The sequence below is a fragment of the Glaciecola nitratireducens FR1064 genome (assembly GCF_000226565.1).
GTDB lineage: Bacteria > Pseudomonadota > Gammaproteobacteria > Enterobacterales > Alteromonadaceae > Glaciecola > Glaciecola nitratireducens.
The window spans coordinates 3,249,731-3,262,619 of record NC_016041.1 but is presented as its reverse complement, the minus strand read 5'-3'; the positions used below and the strand labels follow the sequence as shown (position 1 = coordinate 3,262,619).

General features: G+C 41.7%; 10 protein-coding genes. 6 read left to right on the top strand and 4 right to left on the bottom strand.

Going from position 1 to position 12,889, the window contains the following annotated elements:
- Positions 1-55: 55 nt before the first annotated feature.
- Both ggt and GNIT_RS13970 read right to left on the bottom strand, forming a co-directional pair.
- Positions 56-1,714 (bottom strand): gamma-glutamyltransferase, encoded by a 1,659-nt coding sequence (ggt, locus tag GNIT_RS13975; RefSeq protein WP_049787004.1) that lies wholly within the window; start codon positions 1,712-1,714, stop codon positions 56-58.
- A gap of 181 nt (positions 1,715-1,895) precedes the next feature.
- Positions 1,896-2,321 carry a hypothetical protein gene (locus GNIT_RS13970; RefSeq protein WP_041246447.1) on the bottom strand — a complete coding sequence of 142 codons (426 nt, stop codon included), beginning with the start codon at positions 2,319-2,321 and terminating at the stop codon, positions 1,896-1,898.
- Between the two features lie 637 nt (positions 2,322-2,958).
- Here GNIT_RS13970 and GNIT_RS13965 point away from each other — a divergent pair.
- The 6 genes from GNIT_RS13965 to GNIT_RS13940 all read left to right on the top strand — a co-directional run bounded on the left by GNIT_RS13965 (position 2,959) and on the right by GNIT_RS13940 (position 9,451).
- Positions 2,959-4,149: a diguanylate cyclase gene (locus GNIT_RS13965; RefSeq protein WP_014109909.1), complete on the top strand. Its 1,191-nt coding sequence runs from the start codon at positions 2,959-2,961 to the stop codon at positions 4,147-4,149.
- Positions 4,150-4,420: 271 nt separating this feature from the next.
- A complete protein-coding gene (locus GNIT_RS13960; RefSeq protein ID WP_014109908.1) occupies positions 4,421-6,385 on the top strand; it encodes a methyl-accepting chemotaxis protein in 1,965 nt (654 codons plus the stop codon).
- Between the two features lie 124 nt (positions 6,386-6,509).
- Positions 6,510-7,040, top strand: coding sequence for a M48 family metallopeptidase (locus tag GNIT_RS13955; RefSeq protein ID WP_041246446.1), 531 nt, complete (start codon positions 6,510-6,512; stop codon positions 7,038-7,040).
- Positions 7,041-7,100: 60 nt separating this feature from the next.
- Positions 7,101-7,430, top strand: coding sequence for a YacL family protein (locus GNIT_RS13950; protein ID WP_014109906.1), 330 nt, complete (start codon positions 7,101-7,103; stop codon positions 7,428-7,430).
- A 36-nt stretch (positions 7,431-7,466) separates the two neighbouring features.
- Positions 7,467-8,141 carry an RluA family pseudouridine synthase gene (locus tag GNIT_RS13945; RefSeq protein ID WP_041246885.1) on the top strand — a complete coding sequence of 225 codons (675 nt, stop codon included), beginning with the start codon at positions 7,467-7,469 and terminating at the stop codon, positions 8,139-8,141.
- Positions 8,142-8,497: 356 nt separating this feature from the next.
- Positions 8,498-9,451, top strand: coding sequence for an exopolyphosphatase (locus GNIT_RS13940; RefSeq protein WP_014109904.1), 954 nt, complete (start codon positions 8,498-8,500; stop codon positions 9,449-9,451).
- Between the two features lie 93 nt (positions 9,452-9,544).
- Here GNIT_RS13940 and fadA read toward each other — a convergent pair whose 3' ends face one another.
- Both fadA and fadB read right to left on the bottom strand, forming a co-directional pair.
- Complete coding sequence (gene fadA, locus GNIT_RS13935; protein ID WP_014109903.1) at positions 9,545-10,705, bottom strand: acetyl-CoA C-acyltransferase FadA; 1,161 nt, start codon at positions 10,703-10,705, stop codon at positions 9,545-9,547.
- Between the two features lie 19 nt (positions 10,706-10,724).
- Positions 10,725-12,884, bottom strand: coding sequence for a fatty acid oxidation complex subunit alpha FadB (gene fadB / locus GNIT_RS13930; RefSeq protein WP_014109902.1), 2,160 nt, complete (start codon positions 12,882-12,884; stop codon positions 10,725-10,727).
- Positions 12,885-12,889 lie beyond the last annotated feature (5 nt).

The following is a 12,889-nucleotide window of genomic DNA, read 5'->3' as shown; positions in this document are numbered from 1 at the left end:
CTCAGTTTGCCCAAGTGTAATTAGAAATCAACAAAAAGCGCGTATTAAAACGCTTCTATTCGCTTTCAAACACAATCGATTTTCCGCGGCCCGCTGTTTCCGAGGCTGCTTCAATTTCTCCACGAGTGCGCATAATAACGTGCATATCTCCAAATTGACTCTCGACCATGCTATAGCCCATTGCTTCGAGCTCTGCGACTACTTTTGTATCAAGACCTTTGTGATAGCGGATTTCGTTCTCAGGCAATAACTGGTGATGAAAGCGTGGTTGGTCAACAACATCTTGTGCACCCATTTCAAATTCCAACGCATTTAACATCGATAAATAGACCGAACTGATTATGGTAGTGCCACCCGGTGACCCTGTTACCATTACCACTTTATTGTCTTTTAGCACCATGCTCGGGGTCATAGACGACAACATCCGCTTTTGCGCTTGAATCTCGTTGGCTTGGCCTCCGACCGCACCAAAAACATTCGCTACACCCGGTTTTGCGCTGAAATCATCCATTTCGTCATTTAATAAAAATCCCGCACCTTCCACAACGACGCCGCTACCAAACCCCAAGTTTATTGTTGTGGTATTCGACACTGCGTTACCCCATTTATCCATAATTGAAAAATGCGTAGTTTGCTCACTTTCTTTTAATCCTGGCTTAATGCTTTCAGTTACCGATATGCTGTCGCGCAATACGCCTTGGCTGCGCATAGCAATATACTCATCGGCAATCAAGCTATCTATTGGTACATTAACAAAGTCGGGGTCACCCATATACTCTGCTCTATCAGCAAATACGCGTTTGCCTATTTCTGCTAACAAATGTACATAGGGGCTTGAATTGTGTGATAGCTTCTGCTGATCTTGGGTCAATACGTCGTACATTTTTAACCACTGCAGTATGGCTACACCGCCCGAACTCGGTGGTGGCGACGTTAGTAATTCATAATCACGCCATTGGGTTTTTATGGCTTGTCTGCTTTTAGCCTGATATGAAAGTAAGTCTTTCTCAGTAATTAAGCCTTGTTCTTTGCGCATAAAGTCGCTAATTATTTTAGCGGTTTCACCCTGATAGAAACCGGCGCGTCCTTGATCTCTTATGCGAATAAGCGCGTCGGCTAATTCAGGCTGTTTAAACACTTCATTAGCAGTCGCGGAGCCGAAGAAATCTTTAAAATTAACGTCAAAGCCGCCTTTCTCTAAATCTATGATATGCCGTGCAATTGAGTCAGCTAGCTTAGGATGAACGATAAAGCCCTGTTCTGCCAATGTTACTGAAGGTTGCACTAACTGTTTCCACGTTAAGCTGCCATATTTTTCATGCGCTAACCACATTCCAGCTACCGTACCTGGAACGCCAGATGACAATACACCGATAACGGATTGAAAAGGGATCACATTGCCTTGCTCATCTAAATACATATCTTTGTGCGCAGACAGCGGCGCTTGCTCTCTATAGTCAATGAAGTCGGCTTTGTCGTTTTTATACACTAGCATAAAGCCGCCACCACCAATATTCCCAGCTTCTGGCAGTGTCACCGCCAAAACGAATTGCGCTGCAATTGCGGCATCGATAGCATTACCGCCTTTTTGCAATACGGCTTTAGCCACATCTGCACTATAGCTGTCAGGCATTGCCACAGCAGCTTTGGTGGGAGCAGAATTAACTGCGGAGGATGTTTGCTGGCTGCAGCCGAGTGCGAAATAACACAACATAGCCAAAATAATAAGGCGAGTTGAAGACCAACGATTAATTGAAGACAAAAGGACTTCTCCTTGATTAGTGTAATAGCTTTGTTGCTATATGAGGCGTATCTGAATTGAGGTTAATGAAAGGGTAACTCTGAATGCCGTTAACATCAAAGTATTATAATCGACTAAAATTCTGCATCTTTGATTAATAAAAGTCAGGATCTGGCAATAACTCATCGACTAACCAGTTATCTCCCTTTTTCACTAACCTAATTTCTTTCATCTCCTTATACAGTTTATCTTGGCGGTAACCTGTAAACAGAATGACTAACTTCCCAGAGCGTTTAAATTCACGTCGAACATTTTTATCGCCTAAAGCTGCATCAATTTGAACTGAGTCAAAGGACATATTAAATAGCCGTCGTGCTGCATTTTTAGTTGTAACATACTTGCCTAATTCCTCAGCGAAATTAGGAGTACTCAACGTTAACGCTTTATCAATGTCGTTTTGGTTGTACACGGCATCAAAAAATGCGACCGCAACGTCTTCTGCCGTTTGTTCAACTTCAGTTTCATCACTGCACCCGAAGAGCATCAGAGCAATAGAAACCAATATAAACTTATATTTCATTAAACTCACAAACCACTCTGCCTTATGATTATTATCGTTACTTCTATTGCGTCACCGCGACTCAAGAAAATTTCTGGTTAGATCTCCCCTTGGCAATCCATACTTGGCTTACATGTTATTCATATTCGGCATAAATGGCTTCAATTACTCAGTTAAATCTTCACTAAAACGTAATAAGGAAGTTGAGGGTTATATTGAATCCACCGAAATAAATTGGATGCTAAGTGCGGGTAAGAGACCTTACAATGGTTAAATGTTATCACAGTTCATTATCCTTATAGAAATCCAATTTTCATATGGATGAGCAAAGGTGTCTTGTCTATATGTAAAAATTTCTTCTCCGCATTTGCAGTGATTTTGTCGTGTGAAGATTTTTGTTTCGGTATAGCAGCATCGACTCTTATACGGCTAGAGGGCACTAAATAATCACCATAAAATACACATGACAGTTAGCATATAAAGTCATGTTCAATTGGACTAAGATGAGTAAAAAATTAAGATTTGACTTTATGTCACTCCGCGATTTTTCGTTAGGAAATGTTTTACTACCTTAAAATTTATAATATGTTAATGTTTTACCTTAACTATCATGTTCAAGGAGGATGTGACGATAATTTGATTTTTCCTTGGGCTTAATATGAACAATAACAGAAACGACCTTACCGATATTCAAAACCCCCAGCGTTTTATGACTTTTGTCTATACAGGATCACTTGCAATAATCGCGATCTTATCCATCATTACTCATTTTGTTCTGGATTCAGTGATAGAACAACAATCACAAACTGGAAATCTAGTTAACAAAAGTGGTCAGCAGCGAATGCTTTCACAGCGAGCAAGTATGTTCGCTATTGAATACGAAAGTTCAGGCTCTAAAGGAGCAAAGGAACTTGCAGAATCAGCCATACTTCAAATGAAATCAAATCATGCTGCTCTCTTGTCAGAACACGATGAGGCTTTAAAAAAAGGCCTTGATTCACCTCTTTCAGACGAACTATTGTCACTTTATTTTGAGTCACCCGCACAAATAGACAAACAGATCGATACGTTTTCTAGGCTAATAAGTCAAAGTTTAGAACAAGTCCCTACAACACCGGAGAATACATCAGAACAAGTTCATCAAGAATTTTTAATGATGGCGCGAGCTCCTTTCTTGGATGCATTAAATGCCGCTGTAGAGCAATATGAAAGGGAAAGTATCGAAAAAATAGGAAGGCTGAGGCTAGTTCAGCAAGTTATTTTGGTTGTTGTCATTCTCACTATTCTTCTGGAGGCTTTGTTTGTGTTTAGGCCTATGGTAGCTCGTATAAGTCAATTTGCTGCGCGTTTACAATATGAAGCAAATTACGACCATTTGTCAGGGCTTTATAATCGAAGAGCTTTTTTCAGGATCGCTGAGAAATTGCTGCAGTCTCTTCGCAGAAAAGAAAAACCCTGCAGTATTGTGTTATTCGACATCGATAGATTCAAAGCGATTAATGATAATTATGGTCACGATGTTGGTGACATAGTAATACAGAATTTAGCTCAGTTGCTAAAGGCTCAACTGCGCAAGCACGATATATTATCAAGGCTTGGTGGCGAAGAATTTATTTTATTCTTACCAGAAACAAGTCACCAAGAAGCCATGTTAGTAGCAAATAAAATAAGGATTTACATCGAAGACAATGCTATTTATCGCGACACACAGGACTTGAAAGTAACGGTCAGTGGGGGAGTTGCAAACTGCGATTTTAACGAAAGTTTAGATAAATCTATCAAAAAAGCCGATGAAGGTTTGTATAAAGCGAAAAGTAATGGCCGTAATCAAATTTGCTACATCAGTTAATTTATTTATTGCATCATCTTGCTCCATTTAAGCATCATTGAGCATATTTATGTTCCAGTTGTTGTTTAGTCAAGGGACGCTTTTTGGCATTTGAGGGCTTACCATTTATTGGTGACTCAACGTTTGACTGTTGTTGCCAATATCTTCTATGGTTCGTGTGTTAATACACTTTCTTCAATGTTTCTCGTCATAGCTTGGTAAATCAATATATTTGGTTCGGTGGGCTGCTGGGTATAGTGAAGTCAGTATTTATGAATTTTTTGGAGTCTATATGAAACGCTGGTTATCTCGTTATTTATCACTATTAACACTCATTCCTGTGATTGTTCTGATTGTGTTTATCTCCTTTGATGTTATGCGTGCTTATAATGCCCTAGATCAAGCGAATAAGACTATTTTAGATGCAAACCTAGTCAACGTTACTAGCCAACTGACACACGAACTGCAAAAAGAGCGAGGTATGTCAGCGGGTTACATTGGCTCCAATGGTGCTGAATTTAAATCGGAAATTAGACCGCAACGAACTGCTACGGACAAAGAAATACAGAACCTGACAAATTTTTTGGATAATTCAGATTACGACCTAAAGACTGAGCAGACCTTAAAGCAACTAATAAATAGGTTGCAAAATATACAAAACATTCGCCAAAAAGTTGATTCCCTAACGATCGGCCTAGGTGAGGCGTTGGCTTATTATAGTGGCAGCAACCAACTTCTTCTAGACTTAAATGGTTACTTGGCTACACAGTTGGAAGAAAGTACTTCAGCACAAAAATTTCTTACACTTTACAACATCGCCTATGCAAAAGAACAAGCAGGGATTGAAAGAGCGGTACTTAGCAATATTTTTGCCAGCGACAGCGTTACCCCAGCTCTACTAACATCTTATATTGAGTTGACAACAAAGCAAAATACGTATGTCAAATCATCTTATGTTACCGCTACCCCTGATTTCAAAATGTTACTAGATGAATTTGTTCAGTCTACAGAAAGCCGCGACGTGGAGAGATTTAGAGATACCCTTAAGTTTACACAAAATGGTTTTAACATCGATGCCGCCGAATGGTTCGCGGCCGCGACTGCGCGAATAAATAAGCTGAAAGTGACAGAAGAAAAGCTTCTTAATGAAATGAGACAGTACGCACAAGAAAAAGTTGAAACTAGGTTTATCGTAATTGTTCTCGAAAGTATTTTATTGGTTCTAATGCTAGTTTTGGCCTATGGCGTATTCAGCACTATACAGCTGCGAGCGGCACAGTCTCATGAAATAAATCGGTTTATGAAAACAGTGGACACTGAAAAAGACCTTACAGATTCTATTGAAGTGTTAACTGAGGATGAACTAGGCAGGATTGCTACATTAATTAATGTGACCTTTACTAATATTCGAACAGACTTCACTAATTTCCAAAAAAATGCTCATGAAATTGCGGAAGCAACAATTCAAGCAGCCAGTGCTACCGAGCAAAGCAAAGATAATTTGATCCAGTTACAAATGGATATTTCAAGTATTGCCAGTGCTACCGAAGAAATGAGTGGCAGTATAAAATCGGTTATGGAAAATATGTTGGTCGCATCAGATGGCGCTCAACGTGCCGCGAAAGAAACGATTAACGGTGAGAAGGCTGTGGAAACATCAATGTTAGGTATCTCTCATACAGCCGATGAAGTGGCGAGAGTAGGTGAAACAATCACCGAGTTAAATAGCAGAGTTAACGATATATTAAGCATGGTAGATGTAATTAAGTCGGTGGCAGAACAAACCAACCTACTCGCTCTAAATGCGGCAATTGAAGCCGCCAGAGCTGGCGAACAAGGCCGCGGATTTGCTGTCGTCGCTGACGAAGTGCGTTCTTTAGCACAGCGAACACAGCAGTCTACGCAAGAAATATCTGAGGTAGTAGACGTCCTTAAAATAAGTTCTCAAAACGCATTTTCAAGCATTGAAAGTGGTAATCAGCAGGCCAAGGAAGCCGTGGTTAACGCGCAGCAAATATCGGAAGTGTTGGCAAAAATAGTGAATAACATCAGATCGGTTGATGATGTCACGCGCGTTGTTGCTAGTTCAACAAAAGAGCAAAGCACCGTTATTCAAAGCATCAACACGAATGTGGGGAGTATTGATGAGCAAGCGCGAGAAAATGTCGTGGGAGCGGAGCAACTATCGGCATCCAGTTCAAAATTATTACAAATTGCTCGCGATATGGAAGACCGCATCAAAGTCTATAAGTTTTAGCTTATCCATTGTCGATATTTTTGAGTGGAGGCATTCTATTTAGAATAAATATAAATAGGATAGGATTGCCCAGTCTGTTACGAAAGCGTAGACTACTTCTCTATTCACAACCGATAGTAGCGTTTTGTCTTCGTTAAAGTATTTGTCCTCATATGCGCCTAGCTTGCAGCAAAAGATTGGCCAATTGCTCGCGCAAAACCGCCTTGCTGCATATTTATTGCAGAAGTATCCAACGGTCAGTCAGGTACCGAATGACGCAGCGTTGCGCGATTACGTCATGAGTTTAAAAAACCAATATCTTAAAAAGTCACAGCCACTGAGTAAGATAGTATTCGATCCGAAAATTCATGTCGTCAATAATGCATTGGGCTTACATAGCTTTGTATCAAGAGTGCAGGGCGGTAAGCTGAAGAGTAAGAATGAAATTCGTATCAGCACATTATTCAAAAATGTCCCCTTGGAATTTCTTAATATGATTGTGGTGCATGAACTCGCACACTTGAAAGAAAAAGAACACAACAAAGCGTTTTACCAACTTTGCTTGCATATGTTACCTGACTATCATCAGATAGAGTTTGATGTCAGAGTTTACCTTACCCACTTGGAAGCAAAGGGTGAAGTTTATACAAGCCAAGCGTTGATGACTAAAAGTTAGATAACCAATATTAAGGCAATGATGAATTATCAATTTATCCGAGATCTACAAGGTAGCCCAGTGGCAGAGTTTGATATGGGTAGCGAGACGTTTTCCCATTGGTTTACGCACGAGTTAGGCGCGGACCAAAACAAAATTAAGATGCTACTTGATGTTATCCAGCAATTGCAAAATCGAGAAACGAAAGCGTTTTTGATGGAAGGCAATGAATTCCACCTATCACTGGATCCTGATGAAGTTGAAATTAGGTCAAAAATACTAGATGTGGATGCGCCTGATGAATTACCAGAAGGCACCCAGCTGTATGACCAAGAGTCTATGGCGGGTTGCGGACTAGAGGACTTTACTCGAGTGTTGCGCTCTTGGAACGATTTTGTTTGTGAAAAGTAAGCTAAGCCATAATCAGAATTGTTGTCAACCTTGAAAATAGTTCATCCAATAATTGACAATTTTGTAGCACCAGAATGCCTACAGAAAATCGACATTTTATGTCGAGACGAGCACTTTTTGTTAATCAATAAACCCAGCGGATTATTATCTCTGTCGGGTAAAAACCCGCTGAACAAGGATTCAGTGCATTTTCGCTTAGTTCAAGATTTTCCCACAGCTAATCTGGTGCACCGCTTAGATCTTGGTACTTCTGGCATTATGCTGATTGCTTTGAGTAAACTAGCGAATGCTAATTTCACCAAGCAATTCCAAATGCAAAGCGTATTTAAAACCTACGTGAGCATAGTTGCAGGACATGTAGCTGGTGATCATGGGCAGATTAATATGCCAATTGCTAAGGACCCATTGTTGTTTCCTCGGTTAAAAACCTGCAGCGTGAATGGTAAGCAGGCGCAAACTTACTATGAGGTGCTAGAACGAATACAGCGGCCTCTATCGAGTCGAATAAGATATCAACCACAAACTGGCAGAACGCATCAATTGCGCATTCATAGTCAGCATATGGGGCATCCTATTCTCGGTTGTGACTTATACGGTACAAAACAAAGCTACGAGGCAGCAAGTCGACTTATGTTGCATGCTGAAACCCTAGAATTCGACCATCCTGTGAGCGGTGAAAGATTATTGAGCGAATGCAGCAGCCCCTTTTAGAAAAAATGCAAACATCGTTACATTTCGCTTCGACAACAATATTTCAAAGGTAATAATCGGGGAGAATCGATATGATTAGGCGCAACTTTTTCTATCTAAGAATTGCCATTAAACTAAAGTCGAAAAAATATTGAGTATAAGCTACAGCCTTTTAAAAATTAAAAAACCTACGCAGTTTCCAAACCACAAGACTTTGGACAAAGAATTAAGATACAAAGCAGTCAATTTACATATTACTTAAGACACCTGCGTATCTGCACTAATACCCACAAATCATCAGTTAAACTGCATCCTTGTTATCATAGTTTTATATTTTTACTAATGCTTCGCATTTTTCACATTTTAGGAGAGTTAGCTTGTCAACAGCAACCGCTTCAACAGAATTTAGATATAGATTAGTTACCCGCAGTGACTTTGACGGGCTAGTGTGCGCTGTCTTATTGAAAGAAATAAATTTAATTGATGATATTAAATTTGTACACCCGAAAGACATGCAAGATGGCATTATTGATATTTCAACAAATGACATTACCACTAACCTTCCTTACGTTCCCGAATGTTACCTGGCGTTTGACCATCACTTAAGTGAAATGTCGCGAAGTGGGAACGTGACCAAGAAAAACCATATTATCGACCCAAAAGCGCCTTCAGCAGCTCGCGTCGTATATGATTATTATGGCGGCAGAGAGGTTTTCCCAGCGGCTTGGGACGACATGATGGCTGCTGTAGATAAAGCCGATGCTGCGCAATTTAGTAAGGATGAAATTCTGAACCCAGAAGGTTGGGTATTACTAAACTACCTAATGGATAGTCGCACAGGTTTAGGACGCTTCAGAGAATTCCGTATTTCTAACTATCAGTTGATGATGGAGCTGATTGATTGTTGTCGCAATCACACGATTGACGAGATTATTGCTTTGCCTGACGTGCAAGAACGCGTTGAGCTATATTTTGAACATGCTGAAAAGTTCAAAAAGCAGGTGACAGATTGCTCTACAGTTTATGATAATTTAGTGCTACTAGATTTACGCGATCAAGACGTTATTTATGCTGGCAATCGATTCATGATTTATGCGCTGTTCCCTCAATGCAATATATCAATTCATCAAATGTGGGGATTTCAAAAGCAAAATACGGTATTTGCGGTTGGTAAATCAATTATAGATAGAAGCTCTAAAACCAACGTTGGTGAGTTATGTCTGCAATATGGTGGTGGTGGACATCAGGCTGCTGGCACGTGTCAAGTAGAGCATGACATTTGTGAAGAAACAAAGCAGGCGCTGATCACTAAAATCACTGCCGACGGTTAAGTCCTTTAGGTTTCTAAACGCGTTAACTAAAATGCTCAATATGACATAAAAAAGGGATGCTAAATTAGCATCCCTTTTTGTTTCTGAGTGTTTTTAAACGCGTTCGAAAATAGTCGCGATGCCTTGGCCTAAACCAATACACATTGTTGCTAAACCAATTTCTTTATCGTTTGCTTCCATCAGGTTGATTAGCGTTGTTGAAATACGCGAACCAGAACAACCTAGCGGGTGGCCTAAAGCAATGGCACCGCCGTTTAAGTTAACTTTGTTCTCATACTCATCCATCCAGCCTAAACGCTTAATGCATGACAGAGCTTGTGCCGCGAAAGCTTCATTAAATTCAGCTAACTGAATGTCTTCCATCGTCATGCCTGCGCGTTTTAACGCTTTCTGTGTCGCTGGAACAGGACCAAAGCCCATAATTGCAGCGTCACAACCAGCAACGGCCATTGCACGAATTTTTGCACGCGGCGTCAAACCAAGTTCTTTTGCACGACTTGCAGACATGATTAACATAGCTGAAGCACCATCAGAGAGCGCGGATGAAGTTCCAGCAGTCACTGAACCGTTGACAGGATCAAATACTGGTCTTAAACCCGCAAGTCCTTCTACGGTGGTTTCAGGACGAATTACTTCATCATGCTCTATTAAGCTTAATACACCATCGGCGTCATGCCCTTCTATCGGCACGATCTCATTCCAGCGGCCTTCAAGTCTGGCTTTGTGAGCTCGTTGATGAGAACGCGCAGCGAAGGCGTCCTGCATTTCACGCGTTATGCCATTTTGACGACCCAGTAATTCAGCGGTCATACCCATGCTGCCTGAAGCTCGCGCTGTGTGTTTTGCGATACCCGGGTGGAAATCAATGTTGAAATCCATCGGCACATGACCCATGTGCTCAACACCACCAATCATGTAAATATCACCACGGCCAGACATGATGCCTGATGCAGCGTCATGTAAAGCCTGCATGGATGAGCCACATAAGCGGTTCACAGTAACGGCAGCTGTGGTTCTAGGAATTGACGTTAATAACTGGGCGTTACGCGCAATGTTGAAGCCTTGCTCTTTGGTTTGCTGAACACAGCCCCAAATAATGTCTTCAATTTCAGCTGGGTCAACACCAGGGTTTCGCTCAATGAGTTTTGTCATTAAGTGCGCAGACAAAGTCTCAGCGCGCACGTTTCTAAAAACACCGCCTTTGGAACGTCCCATCGGGGTACGAATACAATCGATAACTACGACATCTTTCATTTTTATCTCCTCTGGTGACTTAGGCTGATTGTGAAAAGTAAGATTTTCCAGAAGCGGCCATCTCGCGCACGCCATCTGAAATTTGATATATTGGACCAAGGCTGGCGTATTTGTCGGCTAATGCCACAAAATTTGCGAGTCCCATCGTTTCAATGTAACGGAAGATACCGCCGCGGAAAGGAGGGAAACCTAAACCGAACAACAATGCCATATCAGCTTCTGCTGCACTTGCAACTATGCCTTCTTCCAAACAACGAATAGCCTCATTTGCCATTGGGATCATTACGCGAGCAATAATCTCTTCTTTGTCGAATGTTTTTGTTTCAGCAACATGACCTTCAAACAAAGCATACGCCTGCGGTGATGCTGTTTTGGTTGGGCGTCCACGCTTGTCTTTCGAGAAGTCGTAGAAACCTTTGCCATTTTTCTGACCATATCGGCCAGCTTTGTAAAGCAGCGTAACCGGGTCGTTGTCAATTTTTTGCATGCGCTCTGGAATGCCATCAGACATAACACTAGAAGCGTGATCTGCTGTGTCCATGCCTACAACATCAAGCAAAAATGCTGGGCCCATAGGCCATCCAAATATCTTTTCCATAACTTTATCAACAGCAGTAAAATCAGCACCATCAATCAATAACTGGCTGAAGCCTGCGAAGTATGGGAATAAAACGCGGTTAACCAAAAATCCAGGACAGTCGTTAACAACAATAGGTGTTTTACCCATTTTCAAGGTTGCAGCAACGACTGCACTGATGGTTGCTTCTGACGTTTTTTCACCGCGAATAATCTCAACCAATGGCATTTTATGTACTGGATTGAAAAAATGCATGCCGCAGAAACGCTCTGGGTGTTTTAGGCTTTTTGCTAACTGGTTAATAGAAATTGTAGACGTGTTTGAACAAATAATCGCGTCTTCAGCCACTGTCTTTTCTGTGTCAGCTAAAACAGCTGCTTTAATTTTCGGGTTTTCAACAACCGCTTCAATAATAAGATCGGCATCCGCAATTGCGTTTTGGTCAAGCGTTGGAATAATGTTGTTTAATGTTGATGCCATTTTTCTCGCATCAACTTTACCGCGCTGCATGCCTTTCTCAAGAATGCTTGACGCTTCCTTTAAGCCTAGCTCTAATGCAGCTTGATTAATATCTTTCATTACCGTTGGAATGCCTTTAACAGCGCCTTGGTAAGCGATACCGCCACCCATGATGCCTGCACCTAAAACAGCGTGTTGCTTAACTTCTTTGGTTGCGCCTTTAGCAACTTTTTTACCTTTTGCTTTAACTAGTTGATCAGCAAGGAAGATACCGACTTGTGCCTTACATGCATCGGTTTTCGCGAGAGCTACAAAGCCTTCGTTTTCAATCTTTAGGGCTCCATCTCTGTCAAGACCTGCAGCCTTGCTGACGGTTTCTACCATTTTATGCGGTGCTGGATAATGTTTACCGGCTTGCGCAGCAACCATAGCGGCTGCAGTTGAAAAGCTCATCATTGCTTCGTTTTCATTTAGCATCAATGGTGCTTTCTTTTCTGCTCTGCGTGCTTGCCAATCTAGTTTACCGGCGATTGCGTCTTTCAACATGCTGCGTGCAGCTTCATGCAGGTTCTCTGGCGCAACAACTGCGTCAACAGCGCCTTCTTTCAATGCTTGAGCGCCGTCGCGGTCGCGGCCTGTGGTCATCCATTCGAGAGCGTTATCAGCGCCGATAATGCGCGGAAGACGAACGGTTCCTCCGAAACCAGGCATTAAGCCAAGTTTGACTTCGGGTAATCCAATTCTGGCTGTGGTGTCGACCACACGTATATCGCCAGCCAAGGCCATTTCGCAGCCGCCGCCTAGCGCAAAACCATTTACAGCCACGACGGTTGGAACCGCGAGGTCTTCGAAATGATCAAATACCTGAGAGGTTTTTCCTACCCAAGTTAATATATCTGCTGGGTCCATATCAAATAATGCAGTGAATTCAGTAATATCTGCACCTACAATGAACGTGCTTTTAGCAGACCGTACGAGTACGCCTTTTACGTCACTTGAGGCAGCTATAGCAGCTGTAGCTTGGTCGAGCTCTTCGACTGTTTGTTTGTCGAATTTGTTGACTGAACCTTGTGCGTCAAACACAAGTTCAGCGATTGAGTCGTCTGTCAGTGCTACTGAAAGACTCTTGCCTTCAAAGATCATCATAT

What these genes read in the sequence shown, in the direction of transcription:
- ggt (WP_049787004.1), bottom strand. Translation starts at nt 1,714, where the DNA reads ATGTTGTGTTATTTCGCACTCGGCTGCAGCCAGCAAACATCCTCCGCA.
- GNIT_RS13970 (WP_041246447.1), bottom strand. Translation starts at nt 2,321, where the DNA reads ATGAAATATAAGTTTATATTGGTTTCTATTGCTCTGATGCTCTTCGGG.
- GNIT_RS13965 (WP_014109909.1), top strand. Translation starts at nt 2,959, where the DNA reads ATGAACAATAACAGAAACGACCTTACCGATATTCAAAACCCCCAGCGT.
- GNIT_RS13960 (WP_014109908.1), top strand. Translation starts at nt 4,421, where the DNA reads ATGAAACGCTGGTTATCTCGTTATTTATCACTATTAACACTCATTCCT.
- fadA (WP_014109903.1), bottom strand. Translation starts at nt 10,705, where the DNA reads ATGAAAGATGTCGTAGTTATCGATTGTATTCGTACCCCGATGGGACGT.
- fadB (WP_014109902.1), bottom strand. Translation starts at nt 12,884, where the DNA reads ATGATCTTTGAAGGCAAGAGTCTTTCAGTAGCACTGACAGACGACTCA.